The following is a 19,222-nucleotide window of genomic DNA, read 5'->3' on the forward strand; positions in this document are numbered from 1 at the left end:
GGCATCCTGTGCGTAATACGTAAAAAATCCCTTCCAGCACTTTCCTTGGCGGTATCGGAGGACGGCCTTGTCCGGGTGCGTGTTTATACTTTTTCTGCGGGTCCCGCTTTTTTACTGGTATCTTATCCTTGATTTCTTCCCAAAACTCATCCGATATTGTCCATGACTGATAAGATTTCTTCTCTTTCATTCTTCTCTCACCAGTCCCTATTTTACACCTTGTTTTAATTTATGGATAGGCTCTAAGTCGGCGGCTGTTTTGTAATAAAAGGGCGGATATTCTCATTGAGTCCGGTCATATTCTTAGCTGAAACGCTTCCATAATGATTCAGAAAAGCGCTGGAATCGCCAAAAAACAGGATGCTTTTCAGGGAACGTTGTCTGTCCATGTCAATTGAAATAATTAGTAAAAAATGATATAGTAATTACTGGTATGACCATAATACCAATTTATTCTATCCAAAGAGGAGCGCAAATTTCCAATGAAGTATTTAAAACAATTGATGATCATCTTAGTTACCTATTTTGCAGGACAAGTGTTACAGACCCTGCTTCATCTGCCGGTTCCGGGCTCTGTTATCGGTTTGGTCCTGCTTTTTCTGGCGCTCCGCAAAGGAATTATCAAGGTAGAAATGATTGAGGATGTATGCGAATTTCTGCTGTCGAATATGTCTTTTTTCTTTATTCCGGCCGGAGTGGGCCTGATCACCTCATTTGCTGCCTTAAAGGGAAATTGGTTCGGTTTTATCACCATTTTGATCACTTCAACAGCAGTGGTTTGGATCATAACAGCATCTGTCATTCAATTATTCAGAAAAGGAAACTCCCATGAATGAAATTACCCACTCCCCGGTATTCGGCGTGTTACTGTCGTTAATCGCTTATGAAATAGGAATTTATATCAATCGAAAAATAAAGCTTTCCATCTTTAATCCTTTGCTGATTGCCATCGTGATCGTGATCGTTTTACTGACGAAGCTGGATATCAACTATGAAAGCTTTAATGCGGGCGGCCAATTCATCTCATTCTTTCTATATCCGGCGACGGTCGCTTTGGCCTTACCCATGTATAAAAGATTTGCTTTATTTCAAGAAAATGCCCTGCCGATCCTTACAAGCGTTCTATGCAGCAATATCTGCGGAATGACTTTTGTTATCCTGGGCTCAAAATTTTTGGGGATATCGGATGTACTGATCAGATCACTGATTCCAAAATCCATTACGACACCGATTGGAATCGCTGTTTCACAGCAGCTGGAAGGAATCCAGTCGGTCACCGTTGCGGCGATTATTCTTACCGGTATCATAGGCTCGATCTTAAGCCCTATTTTATATAAATTTTTCAAAATGGACGATAAAATTGCGTTTGGAATTGCCATAGGGGCGTCTTCCCATGCGATCGGCACGGCAAAGGCAATGGAATTGGGAGAAATTGAAGGGGCAATGAGCAGTCTGACGATGGCGGTTTCGGGAATTACCACTGTGTTTTTAGCTCCGGTCATATGGAATGTCTTTGTTGTATTCTTTCATTAAACCATGCGGAGGAATTTTAATATGAGTTACTCTGGAATTATTTTTGATGTAGACGGCACTTTGCTGGATAGCATTCAGGATCTGGCCGATTCTATGAATTTTGTATTGAGCAGACATGGATTCCCTGTACACGCCATAGAAAAATACAAGCAGTTTGTCGGGAACGGAATGAGAGTCCTGGCGATATCCGCTTTACCGGAAGAAGAACGCGATGAAGAAAAAGTAAACCGGTATTTGGATGAGCTTGAAAAGCAATATGAAAAAAGATGGAATCAGGCCACAAAGCCTTATCCGGGAATCGAGGAATTGCTCCGCCGTTTGGAGGAATCGGGAATACGGATGTTTGTGCTTTCCAATAAGCCGCATCACTTTACCAAAGAAGTGATTGATGAGTTTTTCGGATTAAAGCGTTTTGAACTGGTTTACGGCGCCAGAACAGGCATACCGAAAAAACCGGATCCATACTCTGCGCTTGAAATATCGAAGCTTTCCGGAATCCCTGTTTCCGATTTCCTGTATCTTGGTGATTCGGGGGTCGATATGAAAACGGCTGATGCGGCTGGCATGTATGCGGTCGGTGCAGCATGGGGATTCCGAAAAGCGGACGAACTATGGAAGAATGGAGCTAAAGCAGTGATTCAAGATCCTTTGGAGCTGATTGAAATCATGAAATTGTGAGCGAAATCCATAAAACTGATTTTCGGGAGGATTTTAAAATGTTTCGTGAAATTAAACCGACAAAGGTTTTCGAACAGGTGATAGAGCAGATAAAAGAGATCATTCAAAACGGGGAATTGAGATGCGGCGATCAATTGCCTTCGGAAAGAGATTTGTGTGAACAGCTCAATGTCAGCAGGACATCGATCAGAGAGGCCTTAAGGTCTTTAGAGATGCTGGGCATCATTGAGTGCAGACAAGGGGAAGGGAATTTTATCAAAGAATCCTTTGAGGACAGTCTTCTGGAACCTATTTCAATGACATTTATGCTGCATGGAAGCAAGACAAATGAAATTCTGGAATTGAGAAAAATCATTGAACCGGAAACAGCCGCTTTGGCGGCAAAGAACATCAGCGACGCCGAGCTTCAGGAAATAAAGGAACTGATGAGCTTACTCAATCATGAGGATGATTCCGCAAAGAGCGCTGAAATCGATAAAAAAATACACTATAAAATTGTACAGGCCTCGGGAAATGATCTTATCACCAATGTGATGTATGCGGTTTCCAATCTGATAGACAGGTACATTGAAGACGTGGTGAGCAATCTGTTCCAGAGTCCGGAGAACAGAAATATCGTCAAGGAGCAGCATGAAGCGGTTGTCAGGGCAATTGAAGCCCACGATGCTTTGAAGGCCGCTGCAGCAATGCGAAAGCATCTGGACTATACAAATGATTTTATCAGCAGCTCGATCATTAAAAAGCAAGGCGATTAAAATGAAAAAAAAAGAGCCGTAGGATTTTAAAATCCTACGGCTCTTTTTTCTTACAGGGAAAGACATTCTGATAGGAAATGACCCATCTGGAAAGTGTTTCGGTCAGCCGGCAGTTTTCTGCCGCTTGATTACCTTCAGGCGAGAGAATTCCTCTCTGTCCTTTTCTTCCAGCGCGTCGGTAATGAACTTCACGGTTTCCTCAAAACGCGGAATCATGATGTTCTTCAGCGCGTTTGCGCGCTTCTGTGTCTTTTTCACATTGTCGGCCAGGCGGTAAACGCTGTTTTCCACCTCGGCCAGCTCTGCGGTAAGATACTTTACCTCCCGGAATTTCAGGTAGGCGTCATCCATCATAGCGTTTGTGTCCATCAGGCCGTAGCTGAGCGTGGGAGGCGTACGTTCCAGAGACACCATGGGGATTTCTACACCCATAACGCTGCGGTACGCCACATTCAGGTTGTCGTCGTAGGGAACGGTCTCCGCGATCTTATCACAGATACCCAGCGTAACGTTGGCCATCTGCAAAGCTGCGTAGGCTGCGTCATACGTTCTGTCGATCTTATCCTGAAGCTCGTTGGCCCGCTCGATCAAAGCCATCATTTCGCGGATCAGAATGTTGCGCTTACGGTCCATCAGCTCAAAGCCGGTGCGGGCCAGACTAAGCGATTTCTTGGTGGCAAGAAGATTGCCCTTGGTTGGTACGATTTGAATCGCCAATGCCGCTCACCTCGCCTTAGTTATTGGTGGTTCCGTCTGCTTCTTCGTCCAGTTCATCTGAATCCTTCGCTGCGGTTTCCGGCTTGTAGAACTGGCTCAGAACCGCATCGTCCACACGATCCAGCTCAGAACGGGGCAGGGTAGACAGCAGTCTCCAGCCCAGATCCAGGCTCTGGTCGATGGTTCTGTTTTCGTTGTGCCGCTGGGTCAGGAACTGCTGCTCAAACAGCTTGCCAAAGTGCAGATACTGTTTGTCCACAGGGGAGAGCTCTTCCTCGCCGATAACAGAGGCCAGTGAACGTGCGTCCATTACCTTCGCATAAGAGGCGAACAGCTGGTTCGAGAGCGCGGAGTGATCCGCGCGGGTAAAGCCTTCGCCGATACCGTCCTTCATCAAACGGGACAGAGAGGGCAGAACGCCGACGGGCGGGTAAATCCCCATGCTGTCGAGCGTACGGTCCAGAACGATCTGGCCCTCGGTGATGTAGCCGGTCAGGTCAGGCACGGGGTGCGTTACGTCGTCGTTGGGCATGGTCAGAATCGGGATCTGCGTGACAGAACCGGTTTTGCCCTCTACCATGCCGGCGCGCTCATACAGAGAGGCAAAGTCCGAATACAAGTATCCGGGGAAGCCCTTTCTGCCGGGAATTTCGCCCTTGGAGGAACTGAATTCGCGCAGCGCTTCCGCATAAGAGGTCATGTCGGTCATGATGACCAGAATGTGCATGTTCAGCTCGAATGCCAGGTATTCCGCGGTGGTCAGCGCGCAGCGGGGAGTCAGGGTACGTTCAATAATCGGGTCGTTCGCCAGATTGACGAACATGACAACCTTCTGCAGAACGCCGGATTCATCGAACGAGCGGCGGAAATATTCCGCAACGTCGTTCTTAACGCCCATAGCGGCGAACACGATCGCAAAGTTATCGCCCTCCGCGCCGGTGATCTTTGCCTGGCGGGCGATCTGCACGGCCAGCTCATTGTGAGACATACCGGAACCGGAGAAGATCGGCAGCTTTTGTCCGCGAATCAGAGTCATCAGCGTATCGATGCTGGAAACGCCGGTGTTGATGTAGTTGACCGGGTATACGCGCGACACCGGGTTGATCGGGGTGCCGTTGATATTCATGCGCTTCTGCGGGAAGATGTTGCCCAAACCGTCGATCGGCCGGCCGGAGCCGTCGAACACACGGCCCAGAATCTCGGGGGAAAGGGGCATCTCCATGGGGCGGCCGCGCAGACGTGTACGGGTATTGCCCAAAGAAATGCCGCGGGTTCCGTCAAAAACCTGAATGACCACGCGCTTGCCGTCCATCTGAACGATTCGGCCCTGGCGCATGGTGCCGTTGTCCAGACGAATGTCAACAATTTCTTCAAAAGAGGCATTTTCCACATCGTCCAGCACAATCAGCGACCCGTTTATTTCTTTGACGCCAATATAATCAAGAATCATAAAAAAACCGCCTTCTTTCCGTGGGGCTCAATCAGTTGTTGATGATATCCGCCACGGTGTTATCAATTTCTGCAATATAGTCATCAAACAAGTCCAGCTTGTCGTTCGGTACATCGTACTTGATCTTCACCAGCTTGTCAAACAGACCGGCCTGCATAATGCTGGAAATGGGAACGGACGCTGCGATGAGCTGCCGCGCTTTCTGGTACAGGTGCAAAATGACCTTCATCATCAGCTTCTGCTTCTCCAGCGGCACGAAGGTATCTTCGGCGTGGAACGCATTCTGCTGCAAAAAGCCAACGCGGATCAGACGCGCAATTTCGATGACGAGCTTCTGATCGTCGGGCAGAACGTCCGAACCGATCAGCTTTACAATTTCCATCAACTTGCTTTCTTCCTGAAGAAGATTGTTGGTCTGTCTGCGGTACTCCAGGAATTCCTCGCCCACATTCTCTTTGAACCAATCCTGCAGGTCGGCGGAATATTCGCTGTAGCTGGTCATCCAGTTGATCGCCGGATAATGTCTTGCGTAGGCAAGGTTTTTATCCAAAGCCCAGAAGCAGCGGGTAAAACGCTTGGTGTTTTGGGTAACAGGCTCGGAGAAGTCCGCGCCTGCCGGGGAAACCGCGCCGATGATCGTAATGGAGCCATCGGTGCCGTTCAGGTTTTTCGTATAGCTGGCACGCTCGTAGAATTCCGCCAGACGAGAGGGCAGATACGCCGGGAAGCCTTCTTCTGCGGGCATCTCTTCCAAACGGCCGGAAATTTCACGCAGAGCCTCCGCCCAGCGGGAGGTGGAGTCAGCCATCATGGCCACGTGGTAGCCCATGTCGCGGTAATACTCAGCCAGGGTAATGCCGGTGTAGATGGACGCTTCACGAGCGGCCACAGGCATGTTCGAGGTGTTCGCGATCAGGGTGGTACGGTCGGTCATAGGCCGGCCGGATTTCGGGTCGATCAGCTCTGAGAATTCCTGCAGAACCTGGGCCATTTCATTGCCGCGCTCACCGCAGCCGACGTAGATGATAATATCTGCGTCGCACCACTTGGCAAGCTGGTGCTGCGTCATGGTCTTGCCGCTTCCAAATCCGCCTGGGATAGCCGCGGTGCCGCCCTTGGCTACAGGGAACAGGGTGTCGATGACACGCTGACCGGTAACCAGCGGAATTCTGGGCTGCATGCGCTCCGTAACCGGGCGCGGTGTACGGATGGGCCATCTCTGGCAAAGGGTCAGCTCATGCTTGTTTCCCTTTGCGTCGGTGAGCTCAACAACGGTATCGTTCGCACGATATTTTCCGTTTGCAGCCACCTTCGTCACGGTGCCGCTCAGCGAGGGCGGTACCAGGCATTTGTGCCGTATGATTTTTGTCTCCGGGCATTCGGCGTAAATAGCGCCGCCTTTAAGCTCGTCACCCACCTGAACGGTGACGGTGACCTCCCAGAGCAGGTCGGGATCAAGCGCGGGCACGTTGCTGCCGCGGGAGATAAACACAGAACCGGAATCGTCTGCGATCTTCTTCAGCGGGCGCTCGATTCCGTCGAAAATATTATCCAGAATCCCTGGGCCTAACGTAACATTCATGGGGCTGCCGGTACCGAATACCGGCTCGCCCGGACGCAGTCCGGTGGTTTCTTCATAGACCTGAATGGTGGTCACTTTATCGGTAATGCCGATGATTTCACCCACCAGACGTTCCTTGCCGACGAATACCATTTCCATCATGGAAAAGCTGCGCGAATTTTTAACTGTTACGACCGGCCCGTTAATACCATAAATTACATCTTGGTTCTCCATCTTCAATCATCTCCGTTATCGTTGGTATTACGGCTCAGACCACAGACATTCCAGAGGTTTCTTCAAACCACTCCTGCTGTGATTCCAGCATCGTGTCCAGTGTTTCATCGGCCATGATGCCCTTTTCGGCATGAAAGGCGCGAACACCGCCGATCAGAATATCCTGATCCGCCTGGACAGTGCAGTCTTTTGCAAATGCCTGCCGGAGCAGATCCTCATATTGCAGATCATCCTTTTTCACGCAGAGAACCGTGCCGGATTCCGGGAACAGCTCGGAAAGGCCGCGGGTATACTTCTGCAGCAGGGAAGGATACTGAGCGGATTTGGTGTAATCGATCAGGCGGTTCTTCGCCTTGTCAAACACCTCGTTTTCAATATTCTTTCTCTTCTCCAAAAGCTGCTTGCGGGCGTCCATTTCACGGTGCGCGATGTCACGCACGATTTCATCCCGCATGGCAGTCATTTCGCCCTGAATGAGCTGGTATGCCTCGTGCAGCACTTGGCGCTCCGCTTCTTCCAGCTGAGCCTGCTTGTACTCGGCAATTTCCTGTTCGATTTTTTCCCGCTGTTCCTGCGCGTAATGGTTGATTGCAGAACTAAATTTACTTAATTTTTCATCATTAGAAGCCATAGTAACCCCCCGTTCCGCCGCCTTGGCGGTTTAAATTTTTACTCCGATTGCCTCGCGGACATAGCGGGTAATAGAATCCTTGGTACGGCCATTGCCGTGACGGTCGGGTATTTCAACGATCAAAGGGCGTTTCAGGTTCAGCTTTAAATCGTAAACCAGCTCGGGGCACATGGAAATCAGGCGTTCGGTCATCAGAATCACCGCAACGTCCTTCATTTCAATAGCGTCGTTCAAAGCCTTGCGAACCTCACCGACATCGTGCGCCAAAATTCCCGGAATACCGGCCAGGCGCATTCCTACCAGCGTGTCTGTGTTGTCGCTGATTAAGTAAAATCGCATGTCAGCACCTGCTTTCCTTTGTTTCAAACTCTGAAAAGACTGCTTAAATCTTGTTCAGGATCAGGATGGAAATCAGCAGGCCGTACAGAGCAATACCTTCACCAAGCGCAACGAAGATCAGGGATTTACCGAAGGATTTGGGGTCTTCTGCAGTAGCGCCGATTGCAGCAGGGGAAGCAGCGCCAACAGCGATGCCGCCGCCGATGCCAGCCAGACCGGTTACCAGGCCGGCAGCCAACAGGCCCAGGCCTTCTTTACCGGCATTTGTGCCGTCGTCTGCAGCAGAGGTGGTGGTAGCATTTGTGGAATCATCGGTAGCAGCACTTACAACCATGGGAACAGCAATGGTAACAGCGCATACGATCATGAAAGCAGCGAGTTGAGAAACAAGGGCTGTCTTGGCCTTTTTACCGTGTTTGACTGCTCTGATGGCCAGGAAAACAGAGAGAATCAGTGCCGCAACAGGGAGAATTAACAATACGTAGTTCATAAGATTTGCCTCCAAAATATAGTGTTTTTTAATTTATTTACCGCTTGAAGCAGAATCAGGCTTATGCCTGATTCTGCTCCTGGCGAGCGGATACAGGATGGAAGGGACGGCCGTTGCCGTCGAAGAATCGGCTGAACATTTCATAGAATTCCAGCCTCAATACCTGAATGCCGGCCAGAAGGGCCTCCAGCGCCATGACAAAGATATTGCCCAGAATAAGAATCAGAACATATCCAATCCCGGAGGACATCTCGGCCAGAGTAAATACCACCATCATCATGCCCGCGTGAACCAGAACAAACGCGCCGACACGAAGGAAGGACATGGTGTTGCTCATGTAGCTGAGCAGATACTCGAATACTTCGAAAAAATTCTGTGTGATAAATTCGCCCCAGCTGGCAGGCTGCCAGTCCTTGCGGCCCTCCAGAATCTCACTCAGAATCTCCTGGAAGAACATGAGCAGCAGCGGGAAGATCATAAAGCAAAGAACATACGGCGTGGTGACAATCTGCCAGCCCATCGCGATCTGTCCGCCGAAGCCGATCACGATCGAACCGTAAAACAGCAGTCCGGCCAAGCCGTTCGGGCTGAACAGCGCGTTGCCGTATTTCTTTTTCTTGATGCTCGAGTAAATGTTGATCAGCATGGCGATCATCACAAGGGATACGCCGATGCCGACAGCCGAATAGATAATGATGTTGGTGGTAGCGGGGTGCATTACCTCTACGGGCTTGTCTTCAAGGCCGAACAGTGCGTGGTAAACAGGGTTGAGCGCATGCTCAAAGCCAAATACCGAGCCGAAAATAAAGCCGAATATTGCGGAGGAAATGCCGCAGGGCATCAGAATTTTGCCGAGCCGCATGCGGGATTTTTTCCACATGAACAGACCGACCAAAGAGACGCACAACCCTTGCCCCAAATCGGCGAACATGATGCCGAACATGATAATATAGGTGATTCCCACAAAGATGGTGGGGTCAACCTCGTTGTAAGAGGGAAGTCCGAACATTTCCACAAAGAACTCAAACGGACGGAACAGCCTGGGGTTCTTCAGCTTGACGGGCGGGGAATGCTCCAGCTGTGCTTCCGCGTTTTCGAAAGAATATTCTACCGACTCCAGCGGTTCCAGTGATTCCCTGAATTCTTCCTCGCCCTTCGCGGGGATCCACCCGGTGAGGACAAAGCTTTCGTGGTAACGGGCGCCGTAATGGCGGATGCCGAAATAGATGCTCTTTTCTCTCAGGTGGTTAAAAATCCGCTGGCAATTGTCTTTCTCTTGCTGCCAGTGAGCACTCAGCTTTTCGTTCATTTCGTTGACCAAAGCTGTAGCCTCATCGTGCTGCTGCTGGAGACGCTCGATCATTTCTTCCGGCGTTCCCTGGTAGCCGGTCAGGCTGATCCGCTTGAAAAACAGGCTGGAGAAAACCCGGTCTATTTCATCAATCTGCTCTGTCGGGGCAAAGTAGGCGCCCCAATAAGAGGTCGCATCGCTGGAGTTGGGGAAAAACATCATATAAGGATTGTCATTGTAAACAGAAAGCTTGTCGTAGCTTTCTTTTGGCAAAACGCCAAACCGCACCTGAACAAATTTGCAGTCCGTCACCTTTTCCAGGTTCAGGTCCATCCCTGCAAAGTGAGACAAATCCCGAAGCGAAGCATTCAGCTCTTGAATTTTCTGTTCCGCGTCGTTTTTCCGTTTCAGGCATTCTTCGATATAAGAAGTAAATTTCTCCACGTATTCCAGCAAAACACGATCTTCTTCCTCCGACTTGCAGTCGGGTGCGCCCTCAAAGCTGAGGGGATGCTCGATCTTTTTGCAGGTATCCGAAAGCTTTTGCAAAGGAGCCGTATAGGGGTTATCCTCCCCAATCGGAACAAAGGGCGTTGTATCGGAGTAGAATGAAAGAACGTTGTCGGGATGGAACATTTCAGATTGGCCACATCGAAGCGTCACCTCATCCAGTTCGTTCATTCGGCCGATAATACTGGCCATTTTTAGTTTTTGTACAGCCAAATAGCACCACTCCTTTCGTTAAAAATCAGAAAAAGCAAGCAGCTTTTTTATTTCTTCCGGCGGGAGATGATAGCGGATTCCCTCTACAATATTAATGATGTCCATCAGCTCGATCTGCAGATAGAAGATATAAGACAGCATAACAACCGATGCGTATACAGAAAAATGAACGCCGCGGCGGCAAACATTGTACAGCGCGCGCTCCGCCAGCTGATCGGCAAAATTGTATTCGATTTTGCTGGTCTTTTTGCCGATTCTTGTTTTTGCCAGAAGCGTGCGTACCTCCCCGGCATCCCGGGCCTGAATCATTTTTTCAATTTGGTCCTTGTTGAGAGAGCCGAACGGAAGAAGATTGCTGCGAATATAATCCGGGCCGGCCTGAAAATACGTTTTAAAGCGCAGAATACGGGCAAAGTTGTTCAGATCGAGATAAAGATCGACAATCTGCCGCAAATCCTGTTTCATGCCTTTGTACCGCAGATGCTCGATGGTTTCGTACAGCTGGCTGTACAAATAGGTGTTCAGCGCATTTTCTGCGGCGGTAAAGTCGATGGGATTGTCGTAAGTGGGGCGGAAAGATTCCAGCAGCATCTGGTACGGCGTGTGAGCCAGAGCGGCAATAATGCTGTCGAAATTGTCTGCGCCCGAAAGCCGGACAAGGTCTATGTGCGAATGAACGGCCAGAGTGGCCGGCATGGAGAAAAAGTATTCCTTTGTCCTGTCGGCATTCAGGTGCAGCAGAGCATTTAAAATCTGATCCACCTCGCTGCGCTGCAGCAAATAAGCGGCCAACGCGTCACTGATGGAGATTTCATAACGGCACAGGGCCGCCGAATCCGCAAGCAGCTTCTGCTTGAGCCGGTTCTCCAGCTGACCGCGATGCACTTCTCTATCATTGATTCCCGCAAGCACCTTGTCATAATCGGTGTTTGTGGCAAGGTACCGGGCGATTTCTGTGACGTTTTTGCAGTTGAGCATTTCCTGGTAATTCTGAGCAGTCAGTCTGCGTCCGTACATCGCGCGGGCCTTTGCCGAAACTACGTTGGAAGAGAGATGGGAAAGCATGAAATCACTCTCCTATCACATTGCTGACGATCGTATCGACCCATTTTTCGCCGCTCTGCGCATACTGCTGATCCAGCTGTTCCACCAGAGCATGGTAGTGATGCTCTTTGACCTGCCATGTTTTTTCCGCCGCGGCTTGCTCAAGAGGTCTGTTTTTCTCGACTCTGGCTCTTGCTCTGGCCAGATAACGGCTCCGAATATCCTCCCGCGTTCTGGAAATTTCTTTTTCCGTGTCGATTTTCTGTTTCTGGGCGGCGTCCGTGATCTGCCTGGCTTTTTCGTCCATTTCGATGATCTGCTTCAGCATATCGTTCATAATGACCGCACCTCCTTGATAAATAAAATCTATGTTACACAAAATTCTCAGAAATCACATGCACAATTATAGCTCGCTCGTCACAAATATACAACTGATTTTTTGACAAATTTTCCGTCTGTGACACATTACCTCAAGAAAAATCAAAATGTTTTGATATTTTTTAGACACAGTCAATTTTTCAGGCTCTGAAGCGGAGCCGGAATGCGTCCTCCGCGCTGAATAAAGCGCTGCGGAGAGTAACGATTGACCTCCATGACGGGGCCGCCGCCCAAAAGACCGCCGAAATTCAGTTCCTCGCCCACCTGCTTGCCGATCGCGGGGATCAGGCGCACGGCGGTGGTTTTGCTGTTGACCATGCCGATCGCCGCTTCGTCGGCGATAATGCCCGAAATCACCTCGGCCGGGGTGTCGCCGGGAATGGCGATCATGTCGAGACCGACGGAGCAGACTGCGGTCATGGCCTCAAGCTTGTTGAGCGTCAGAGAGCCGCGGCGCGCGGCTTCGATCATGCCGGCGTCCTCGGTAACGGGGATGAACGCGCCGGACAGGCCGCCGACGTGGGAGGAAGCCATAATGCCGCCCTTTTTCACGGCGTCGTTCAGCAGGGCCAGCGCGGCGGTCGTGCCGTGGGCGCCGCAGGCCTCAAGGCCCATTTCCTCCAGAATGTAGGCGACGGAATCGCCGACGGCGGGGGTGGGGGCCAAAGAAAGATCGACGATGCCGAAGGGGACAAACAACCGGCGGGAGGCCTCCTGCGCGACCAGTTGTCCCATGCGGGTGATCTTGAATGCGGTCTTTTTGATCAGGTCGGCAATCCCGGTAATATCGCAGTCTTCCGCCTTTGCCAGCGCGGCTCTGACCACACCGGGGCCGGATACGCCCACGTTGATCACGCAGTCCGGCTCGCCGGGGCCATGAAAGGCGCCCGCCATAAAGGGGTTATCTTCCGGCGCATTGCAGAAAACCACCAGCTTAGCCGCTCCAATACAGTCGCGGTCGGCTGTTTTCTCCGCGCATTCGCGGATGACGCGTCCCATTTTGCCGACAGCATCCATGTTGATTCCCGCCTTGGTGGTGCCCACGTTGACGGAGGAGCAAACAAAACTGGTGGTGCTGAGAACCTCGGGGATGCTTTCAATCAATGCGTAATCTCCCGGGCCAAAGCCTTTGTGTACCAGTGCGGAATAACCGCCGATAAAATTGACGCCCACCTCTTTCGCAGCGCGGTCCAAAGCCTGAGCAAAATGTGCCGGACTTTTTGAGGGACACGCCGCTGCAATCATCGAGATGGGTGTAACGGATATGCGTTTGTTGATAATCGGGATGCCGTAATCTTTGCTGATATCTTCGCCGGTCTTGACCAGGTTGCTGGCATAGCGGCAAATTTTATCGTACACCTTGTCGCAGGCAGTTTTTTGGTCGGAATCCACGCAGTCCAGCAGAGAAATACCCATGGTAATGGTGCGTACATCCAGATTTTCGTTATCAATCATATTGATTGTTTCGAGAATATCGTGGGAATTAATCATGAAAGCGGTCCTTTCTATATATAATAGTGCTTTTCAGGTAGGGCTTTCTGCAGTCAGAGAACCCGGCCCGCGCTTAAATACGATGCATAGAGTTAAAGATATCCTCGTGCATGGTGTGGATCGTCAGATTCATGCTGGTTCCCAGTTCGGTCAGGCGATCAGCCAGATCACTGAAGGGAATGGTGCTTTTCGAAATATCCACCATCATAATCATGGCGAACATGTCCTGCAGAACAGACTGGGTCACTTCGATCACATTGACTTGGTTTTCGGCACAGATGGCAGAGACGCGGGCAAGAATACCCACCATATCTTTGCCAAGTACGGTAATTACAGCGCGCATGCGGCAGCCTCCTAAAATAAAGAAATTCCAATAAAAACTGGGTATTGATGCATTTTATTATGAAGTAGAAACATTGGTATGTCAAGTCGTTTTCGGCATCAAGCGCGTTAAGAAAAAAACTATTAAGACTAAATTTCGACTTTGAAAAAATTTAGAGGAAAAACTGTCTTTTTTGATTGATTTATGCTAAGATAATAAAAATCGCCAAGAAGTATCCCTGTTGTCCGCGAGGAAAAAGGGAAGCACAGGTATCTTTCTCCCGCTGCAGGCGGGAAAGATACCAAATCCTTTGCCTGTTTTGATAGAAGATAAGCATCAGATGCGGGCAATCAGAGACTGGAGGCAGCAGAGTTTTGAAATACAGATATTTTTCCGATTGTCATCTGCACAGCGATTGCTCCCGCGACGCGGAAGACCCGGCCATGATGATGTGCGAGGCTGCACAGCGCCAGGGCCTGTATGCCGTTGCCCTGACGGATCACTGCGAGTGCAATGAATATTATAAGGAAGAATACGACCGTTCCGTGCGCCAGTCTTACTTCGAGGCCAAAAAGGCCGCCGCGGTTTTTCAGGGCCGTCTGCGGGTGTACGCGGGCGTTGAGCTCGGCCAGCCCCTGCAGGATGTAAAGGCGGCACAGGATGTTCTGACTACCTGCGGTTTTGACTTCGTTCTGGCCTCTCTCCATAATTTGGCCGGGATGGAGGATTTTTATTTCCTCGACTACGATCATCAGGATGTCAACGAGCTTCTCACACGTTATTTTGATGAAATCCTTGAGATGGTGCGCTGGGACGGTTTTGATTCTCTGGCACATCTTACTTACCCCTACCGATACATTACGGGCGATAAGGGCATTCCGGCCCAGCTTTACCCGGATCACGGCGAGGTCATCGACGAAATCCTCAGTCTGCTGGTTCAGAACCATAAGGCGCTGGAGCTTAACACCTCCGGCCTGCGGCAGAAGCTGGGGCAGACCCTACCGCCGCCAGATGTGATCCGGCGCTTTCGCCAGATGGGCGGAAAGTATGTGACCATCGGCTCCGACGCGCACCGCTGGGGGGACATCGGCGCCGGGGTGGAAACCGGGCTGTCTCTGCTTTTGCAGGCCGGGTTTGACCGGTTCACCATCTACGTTGGGCGCGAGCCCGTATTGCTGCCAATCGAATAAACAGCGCAGGGTCAATCCCGCGAACTGTTCAGAAAATTTAAGGAGGAACTATAATGGAAAAATTGTTAGCTCTTTTAAGTGAAAATGCCAGACTGACCCCTGCGCAGCTCGCAGCAATGCTCGACACAACGCAGGAAAAGGTCAATGAAGCAATCGAACAGTATGAAAAGCAGGGTGTGATCAAAGGCTACCGCGCGCTGATCGACTGGGAGAAGGTCGACCAGAATAAAGTTACGGCTCTGATTGAGCTGAAGGTCGTGCCGAAGCCGGATCGCGGCTTTGATGAGGTTGCAGACCGCGTGATGAGCTTTGATGAGGTAGAGAGCGTCTACCTGATGTCCGGCGGGTATGATCTTGCGGTGATTGTTCACGGAAAATCAATGCAGGAAGTGGCGCTGTTCGTCATGAACCGCCTGGCTGCGCTGGATTCTGTTGTTTCCACGGCCACCCACTTTATTTTGACCCGGTATAAAGACGGAGGGGTTGTTCTTCACTCCGGAGAAGACAAAGACCAAAGAACGGGGTGTGTATGGTGATCGATTATCAATCTGTGATGAATCAACAGCTGCAGTCGCTCAAGCCTTCGGGAATCCGGAAGTTTTTCGATATTGCAAGTGAAATGGACGACGTGATTTCCCTTTCCATTGGCGAGCCTGATTTTTCCACCCCATGGCATGTGCGCCAGGCCGGGATTCAGACACTGGAAAAGGGGAAGACCTGGTATAGCCCCAACCGCGGCTTTATGGAGCTGCGTCAGGAAATCTGCAAGTGGGTCGCTCGCAAATACCAGGTGGAATACGACCCCGCAACGGACGTTGTTGTCACCGTCGGCGGCTCCGAAGCGATCGACGCGAGCCTGCGCTCGCTCGTGAACCCCGGCGACGAGGTTCTTATCCCCGAGCCGAGCTTTGTCTGTTATGTGCCGCTCGCACAGATGGCCGGCGGTGTTCCGGTGATTCTTGAAACGAAGGCGGAAAATGATTTCCGCTTAACCGCCGAGGAGCTGCGCGCCAAGATCACCCCGAAGACAAAAGTCTTGGTTCTGCCTTTCCCGAACAATCCCACCGGCGCCGTCATGCGCCGCGAGCATCTGGAAGAAATCGCGGCGGTTGTCAAAGAACATAACCTGATGGTGATTTCCGATGAAATTTACAGCGAGCTGACCTATGGCGATACGCCCCACGTCAGTTTTGCCGCTATCGACGGCATGAAAGAGCGCACGATCCTGATCAACGGCTTCTCTAAGGCGTATGCCATGACCGGCTGGCGCCTCGGCTTTGCCATGGGGCCGACGGCGATCATCGCCCAGATGACAAAGCTGCACCAGTACGGCATTATGAGCGCGCCCACCATGTCGCAGTATGCGGCGATTGAGGCGCTTAAAAATGGCGACGACGATATTGAGGAGATGCGTTCCCAATACGATATGCGCCGCCGATTGATCGTAGACGGCCTCAATTCGCTTGGCCTGACCTGCTTTGAGCCCGAGGGAGCGTTTTATGTGTTCCCCTGCATCAAGAGCAGCGGCCTCAGTTCAGAGGAGTTCTGCGAGCGCCTGATTTACGCGGAGAAGGTTGCGATTGTACCCGGCAACGCGTTTGGCGACTGCGGCGAGGGCTTTGCCCGGGTTGCTTATTCCAACTCGATTCCGAATATCACCGAGGCCCTCAAACGGATCGAGCGCTTTTTGGGTACGCTCAAATAATTCTGCTTGTGTGGAATCATCCAACGGTTTTGCGCGCGGCTCCCGCCTTACGGGTGCGGCGGGCAAAGCCGTCTTTTTGCGGGGAAGAATGGGGGAATACTTCATGCAGACGGGGCGGCCGATTTGTGTTTATGCAACGGCAAAGCTGAATCTGACACTCGATATACTGGGACGCCGTGCGGACGGCTATCATCTGCTGGATATGGTGATGCAGACCGTTTCCGTTTATGATACTTTGCTGCTCACGCCGACCCAAACTCCGGGAGTTGATCTGCTCTGCGACCGGGCGGGGATTCCCTGCGGGGAGGAAAATACGGTGCAAAGGGCTGCGCACCTGTTCTATCAAGCGGCGCATCTGCCAAACGGCGGAATTCAAATTCGGATGTTAAAACGGATTCCCGATCAGGCGGGGATGGGCGGGGGCAGTGCCGACGCCGCCGCCGTGCTGCGCGCGATGAATCGGATCTACGATGCCGGCTTTACAATGGATGAGCTGTGCGCGCTGGGCCTGAAAATTGGGGCAGATGTTCCGTTCTGCCTTCGGGGCGGCACCATGCGGGCCGAGGGGATCGGCGAGGTTTTAACTCCTCTTTCCCCGATGCCGCAGTGCTTTTTTGTTGTGTGCAAGCCCTCTGTCAGCGTCAGTACCGCCGCGGCGTTTGCGCAGGCGGATCGCGACGGCGCATCCTATCCGCGCTATACCCCGGCGATGATAAAAGCACTGGAGACTGGCGAACTGCCCCTGATCGCGGGCAGCCTCGGCAATTCGTTTTCGCTGGCGCTGCCGGAGCCGCAGATCGAAGAGCTTCGGCAGGCCCTGCTGCGTATGGGAGCGCTTGGCGCCTGCATGACCGGGAGCGGCTCGGCGGTGTTCGGCGTTTTTTCAGAGCGTGTGCCGGCGGAGCAGTGTCGGGAAGAGCTGCGAAAAAAATATCGTCATGTTTTTGTCTGCGAGCCAGTCGGTGCTGAATAAAAAATCTATGTCAGGTATCTTTCCCCTAAAAGGTGGGGAAAGATACTATTTTTTATTTTTTTCTTGGCTCGTGCGTATAAATCGAAAAAAAGAGGACAATCCTTTGGTTAACATAAAGAAGGAGATGACCCTTTTGAATACCACTCAGAGTTCTCTGAAATTAAAGAACATAGAAAAAGCGCTGATCATCGCGTTTGTACTTACTGTTGCCTGCTCCTTTACTTCCTTTTTTTCCTTTGCACGGCAATGTGAAGATATCCCGAACCATGTTCTGCGCCTGCATGTGCTGGCCAATTCCGATACATCCGAGGATCAGGAGCTGAAGCTCTATGTACGCAACCGCATTTTGACCGAATCCGCCGGGATGCTCGACGGCATTACCGACCGAAAAGAAGCGGAACAGGTAGTGCGGCAGAATATGCCCCGGCTCAAAGCCGCGGCCGCTGAGGAAATCGCACAGCGCGGATATCAGTACCCGGTGGATGTCGAACTGGAAAACATCTATTTTACCACGCGGCATTATCAGCAGGTTACGCTGCCGGCCGGCACCTACGATGCGCTGCGCGTGACGATCGGTCAGGCGCAGGGGAAAAACTGGTGGTGCGTGATGTTCCCGCCCATGTGCCTGCCCGCCGCTGAAGAAAAAGAAGAGCTCGACGATGTGCTGAACCCTCAGCAGATGGAGATCGTCACCGGGCAATACGAAATCCGTTTTAAATCACTCGAGCTGTACGAACAGTTCAAAAACTGGGCAGCCGGAAAATAAAGGACAGACCTTTCGGTAACCCGGTGAATCGCATCGATCGGAAAACTCGGTTTGCCGGATTCCTTCAAAAAAGCATTCCCTTGCAGCTAGCTGAAAGGGAATGCTTTTTGTCGTTCTATTTTCAGATGACACGTCTGTAAAAAAGTAAGGAATCCATATGAAATTTCATGATTTGTGCGTAATCGTATCTTCCGACCCTTTGACACAGCAAAAGCACCCCATGGAGCCGACCGCGGTTACCGTTACCTCGGCATATCGTTGTTTCATCCTGTTTTCGAGGCTGGCTGCGGTTTCAAACGGCGGGGTGAAGAAGCCCTTCGGCACGTACAGCTTCTCAATAAACCAGTCGGTTCGGCTTTGCTCGCCCTGAATGTAAAAGCAGCCGCAGAAAATTCCGCCGGGCTTTAACACCCGGAAGGTTTCGCGGTAGGCCGCTTCCTTTGAGGGGAATGCGTGAAAGCCATTCAGGGAAAGCACAAGATCAAAGGTGTTGTCGCTGAACGGGAGGCTTCCGACATCGCCCTGCGTAAAATGAACGTTGGAAAGCCCGGCCGCGGCCGCCCGGCGCTGCGCGGTTTCCATCATGGCGGTGGAATAATCCAGGCAGGTGATGTCCGCTTTGGGCAGCGTCCGGTACACCGGCATGGTCAGAATGCCGGTTCCCACCGGAACCTCCAGCATTCTGCCGGAAAAATCCTCCGGTATGCCCGAAAGAGCCAGATCCAGATAATGATCATTCCGGGGCTTGTTCATCTTCCATACCAGCCCGCAGATCAGCTTGCCGGGCAGGGTAGAGCAGGTGATCATCCCGTCATACAGGGTCGCCTCTTTGCCCAAAGATTGATAAGCTGTTTTGATTTCTTCATGTCTCATATTGCTTCTCCTTTCCCAATGCGGCTGCCGAATCAATCGGACCGCGCGGAAGTTCGTTTGCCGATTTTTACTCAGAGC

General features: G+C 51.3%; 22 protein-coding genes. 9 read left to right on the forward strand and 13 right to left on the reverse strand.

All coding sequences use genetic code 11. The features are described 5' to 3' along the window. Window positions 1-190, reverse strand: a 190-nt coding sequence (locus HMPREF1141_RS17105; RefSeq protein ID WP_155863572.1) for a transposase, incomplete at its 3' end; no start/stop codon positions are given. 292 nt (window positions 191-482) lie between these two features. Here HMPREF1141_RS17105 and HMPREF1141_RS08870 point away from each other — a divergent pair. From HMPREF1141_RS08870 to HMPREF1141_RS08885, 4 genes are read left to right on the forward strand one after another with little or no spacing between them, the layout of a single operon-like run. Next, on the forward strand, window positions 483-836 hold the full coding sequence (locus HMPREF1141_RS08870; protein WP_009063610.1) for a CidA/LrgA family protein: 354 nt from the start codon (window positions 483-485) through the stop codon (window positions 834-836). Beyond that, entirely contained in the window at window positions 829-1,533 is a 705-nt protein-coding gene (locus tag HMPREF1141_RS08875; protein WP_009063843.1) for an LrgB family protein, read from the forward strand. The genes HMPREF1141_RS08870 and HMPREF1141_RS08875 overlap by 8 nt, the downstream gene beginning before the upstream one ends. 3 nt (window positions 1,534-1,536) lie before the next feature. Further along, the gene (locus HMPREF1141_RS08880) at window positions 1,537-2,211 is read left to right on the forward strand and encodes an HAD family hydrolase (protein WP_242824579.1); all 675 of its coding nucleotides are present in this window, start codon (window positions 1,537-1,539) and stop codon (window positions 2,209-2,211) included. Window positions 2,212-2,249: 38 nt separating this feature from the next. After that, complete coding sequence (locus HMPREF1141_RS08885; RefSeq protein ID WP_035316849.1) at window positions 2,250-2,966, forward strand: FadR/GntR family transcriptional regulator; 717 nt, start codon at window positions 2,250-2,252, stop codon at window positions 2,964-2,966. 102 nt (window positions 2,967-3,068) lie between these two features. Here the strand turns inward: HMPREF1141_RS08885 and HMPREF1141_RS08890 are convergent, their stop codons facing one another. The 11 genes from HMPREF1141_RS08890 to HMPREF1141_RS08940 form a co-directional block, all read right to left on the reverse strand. Beyond that, a complete protein-coding gene (locus tag HMPREF1141_RS08890; protein WP_009064266.1) occupies window positions 3,069-3,683 on the reverse strand; it encodes a V-type ATP synthase subunit D in 615 nt (204 codons plus the stop codon). Between the two features lie 16 nt (window positions 3,684-3,699). Next, a complete protein-coding gene (locus HMPREF1141_RS08895) occupies window positions 3,700-5,133 on the reverse strand; it encodes a V-type ATP synthase subunit B (RefSeq protein ID WP_009063715.1) in 1,434 nt (477 codons plus the stop codon). A gap of 31 nt (window positions 5,134-5,164) precedes the next feature. Further along, window positions 5,165-6,928: a V-type ATP synthase subunit A gene (locus tag HMPREF1141_RS08900; protein ID WP_009063727.1), complete on the reverse strand. Its 1,764-nt coding sequence runs from the start codon at window positions 6,926-6,928 to the stop codon at window positions 5,165-5,167. A 34-nt stretch (window positions 6,929-6,962) separates the two neighbouring features. Further along, window positions 6,963-7,559 (reverse strand): V-type ATP synthase subunit E family protein, encoded by a 597-nt coding sequence (locus tag HMPREF1141_RS08905; RefSeq protein WP_009064034.1) that lies wholly within the window; start codon window positions 7,557-7,559, stop codon window positions 6,963-6,965. 30 nt (window positions 7,560-7,589) lie between these two features. After that, the gene (locus HMPREF1141_RS08910; protein WP_009064315.1) at window positions 7,590-7,898 is read right to left on the reverse strand and encodes a V-type ATP synthase subunit F; all 309 of its coding nucleotides are present in this window, start codon (window positions 7,896-7,898) and stop codon (window positions 7,590-7,592) included. 43 nt (window positions 7,899-7,941) lie between these two features. After that, on the reverse strand, window positions 7,942-8,388 hold the full coding sequence (locus HMPREF1141_RS08915; RefSeq protein WP_009064131.1) for an ATP synthase subunit C: 447 nt from the start codon (window positions 8,386-8,388) through the stop codon (window positions 7,942-7,944). A 61-nt stretch (window positions 8,389-8,449) separates the two neighbouring features. Continuing rightward, window positions 8,450-10,402, reverse strand: coding sequence for a V-type ATPase 116kDa subunit family protein (locus HMPREF1141_RS08920; RefSeq protein ID WP_009063420.1), 1,953 nt, complete (start codon window positions 10,400-10,402; stop codon window positions 8,450-8,452). A gap of 18 nt (window positions 10,403-10,420) precedes the next feature. After that, on the reverse strand, window positions 10,421-11,467 hold the full coding sequence (locus HMPREF1141_RS08925) for a V-type ATPase subunit (protein WP_009063619.1): 1,047 nt from the start codon (window positions 11,465-11,467) through the stop codon (window positions 10,421-10,423). A 4-nt stretch (window positions 11,468-11,471) separates the two neighbouring features. Beyond that, window positions 11,472-11,783 carry a hypothetical protein gene (locus HMPREF1141_RS08930; RefSeq protein WP_009063877.1) on the reverse strand — a complete coding sequence of 104 codons (312 nt, stop codon included), beginning with the start codon at window positions 11,781-11,783 and terminating at the stop codon, window positions 11,472-11,474. A 173-nt stretch (window positions 11,784-11,956) separates the two neighbouring features. Continuing rightward, on the reverse strand, window positions 11,957-13,315 hold the full coding sequence (locus HMPREF1141_RS08935; protein ID WP_009064059.1) for a PFL family protein: 1,359 nt from the start codon (window positions 13,313-13,315) through the stop codon (window positions 11,957-11,959). Between the two features lie 73 nt (window positions 13,316-13,388). After that, window positions 13,389-13,658 carry an ACT domain-containing protein gene (locus tag HMPREF1141_RS08940; RefSeq protein WP_009064282.1) on the reverse strand — a complete coding sequence of 90 codons (270 nt, stop codon included), beginning with the start codon at window positions 13,656-13,658 and terminating at the stop codon, window positions 13,389-13,391. A 353-nt stretch (window positions 13,659-14,011) separates the two neighbouring features. Here HMPREF1141_RS08940 and HMPREF1141_RS08945 point away from each other — a divergent pair, with 353 nt between their 5' ends. The 5 genes from HMPREF1141_RS08945 to spoIIR all read left to right on the forward strand — a co-directional run bounded on the left by HMPREF1141_RS08945 (window position 14,012) and on the right by spoIIR (window position 18,271). Then, window positions 14,012-14,827, forward strand: a complete 816-nt coding sequence (locus tag HMPREF1141_RS08945; protein WP_009063495.1) for a histidinol-phosphatase HisJ family protein — start codon at window positions 14,012-14,014, stop codon at window positions 14,825-14,827. A 53-nt stretch (window positions 14,828-14,880) separates the two neighbouring features. Beyond that, window positions 14,881-15,363: an Lrp/AsnC family transcriptional regulator gene (locus HMPREF1141_RS08950; RefSeq protein ID WP_009063729.1), complete on the forward strand. Its 483-nt coding sequence runs from the start codon at window positions 14,881-14,883 to the stop codon at window positions 15,361-15,363. Continuing rightward, window positions 15,357-16,532: an aminotransferase class I/II-fold pyridoxal phosphate-dependent enzyme gene (locus HMPREF1141_RS08955; RefSeq protein ID WP_009063808.1), complete on the forward strand. Its 1,176-nt coding sequence runs from the start codon at window positions 15,357-15,359 to the stop codon at window positions 16,530-16,532. The genes HMPREF1141_RS08950 and HMPREF1141_RS08955 overlap by 7 nt, the downstream gene beginning before the upstream one ends. A 103-nt stretch (window positions 16,533-16,635) precedes the next feature. Then, window positions 16,636-17,505 carry a 4-(cytidine 5'-diphospho)-2-C-methyl-D-erythritol kinase gene (gene ispE, locus HMPREF1141_RS08960; RefSeq protein ID WP_035316850.1) on the forward strand — a complete coding sequence of 290 codons (870 nt, stop codon included), beginning with the start codon at window positions 16,636-16,638 and terminating at the stop codon, window positions 17,503-17,505. A 133-nt stretch (window positions 17,506-17,638) separates the two neighbouring features. Next, on the forward strand, window positions 17,639-18,271 hold the full coding sequence (spoIIR, locus tag HMPREF1141_RS08965; protein WP_009063502.1) for a stage II sporulation protein R: 633 nt from the start codon (window positions 17,639-17,641) through the stop codon (window positions 18,269-18,271). Window positions 18,272-18,436: 165 nt separating this feature from the next. Here spoIIR and HMPREF1141_RS08970 read toward each other — a convergent pair whose 3' ends face one another. Next, complete coding sequence (locus HMPREF1141_RS08970) at window positions 18,437-19,144, reverse strand: class I SAM-dependent methyltransferase (RefSeq protein ID WP_009064225.1); 708 nt, start codon at window positions 19,142-19,144, stop codon at window positions 18,437-18,439. Between the last annotated feature and the right edge of the window lie 78 nt (window positions 19,145-19,222).

The sequence above is a fragment of the Clostridium sp. MSTE9 genome, from assembly GCF_000277625.1.
Taxonomy (GTDB): domain Bacteria; phylum Bacillota; class Clostridia; order Oscillospirales; family Acutalibacteraceae; genus Faecalispora; species Faecalispora jeddahensis.

Excerpts from the sequence above, each read along its gene's own strand:
- HMPREF1141_RS08870 (WP_009063610.1), top strand. The coding sequence starts at position 483 with ATGAAGTATTTAAAACAATTGATGATCATCTTAGTTACCTATTTTGCA.
- HMPREF1141_RS08875 (WP_009063843.1), top strand. The coding sequence starts at position 829 with ATGAATGAAATTACCCACTCCCCGGTATTCGGCGTGTTACTGTCGTTA.
- HMPREF1141_RS08880 (WP_242824579.1), top strand. The coding sequence starts at position 1,537 with ATGCGGAGGAATTTTAATATGAGTTACTCTGGAATTATTTTTGATGTA.
- HMPREF1141_RS08885 (WP_035316849.1), top strand. The coding sequence starts at position 2,250 with ATGTTTCGTGAAATTAAACCGACAAAGGTTTTCGAACAGGTGATAGAG.
- HMPREF1141_RS08895 (WP_009063715.1), bottom strand. The coding sequence starts at position 5,133 with ATGATTCTTGATTATATTGGCGTCAAAGAAATAAACGGGTCGCTGATT.
- HMPREF1141_RS08900 (WP_009063727.1), bottom strand. The coding sequence starts at position 6,928 with ATGGAGAACCAAGATGTAATTTATGGTATTAACGGGCCGGTCGTAACA.
- HMPREF1141_RS08905 (WP_009064034.1), bottom strand. The coding sequence starts at position 7,559 with ATGGCTTCTAATGATGAAAAATTAAGTAAATTTAGTTCTGCAATCAAC.
- HMPREF1141_RS08910 (WP_009064315.1), bottom strand. The coding sequence starts at position 7,898 with ATGCGATTTTACTTAATCAGCGACAACACAGACACGCTGGTAGGAATG.
- HMPREF1141_RS08915 (WP_009064131.1), bottom strand. The coding sequence starts at position 8,388 with ATGAACTACGTATTGTTAATTCTCCCTGTTGCGGCACTGATTCTCTCT.
- HMPREF1141_RS08925 (WP_009063619.1), bottom strand. The coding sequence starts at position 11,467 with ATGCTTTCCCATCTCTCTTCCAACGTAGTTTCGGCAAAGGCCCGCGCG.
- HMPREF1141_RS08930 (WP_009063877.1), bottom strand. The coding sequence starts at position 11,783 with ATGAACGATATGCTGAAGCAGATCATCGAAATGGACGAAAAAGCCAGG.
- HMPREF1141_RS08935 (WP_009064059.1), bottom strand. The coding sequence starts at position 13,315 with ATGATTAATTCCCACGATATTCTCGAAACAATCAATATGATTGATAAC.
- HMPREF1141_RS08940 (WP_009064282.1), bottom strand. The coding sequence starts at position 13,658 with ATGCGCGCTGTAATTACCGTACTTGGCAAAGATATGGTGGGTATTCTT.
- HMPREF1141_RS08950 (WP_009063729.1), top strand. The coding sequence starts at position 14,881 with ATGGAAAAATTGTTAGCTCTTTTAAGTGAAAATGCCAGACTGACCCCT.
- HMPREF1141_RS08955 (WP_009063808.1), top strand. The coding sequence starts at position 15,357 with ATGGTGATCGATTATCAATCTGTGATGAATCAACAGCTGCAGTCGCTC.
- ispE (WP_035316850.1), top strand. The coding sequence starts at position 16,636 with ATGCAGACGGGGCGGCCGATTTGTGTTTATGCAACGGCAAAGCTGAAT.
- HMPREF1141_RS08970 (WP_009064225.1), bottom strand. The coding sequence starts at position 19,144 with ATGAGACATGAAGAAATCAAAACAGCTTATCAATCTTTGGGCAAAGAG.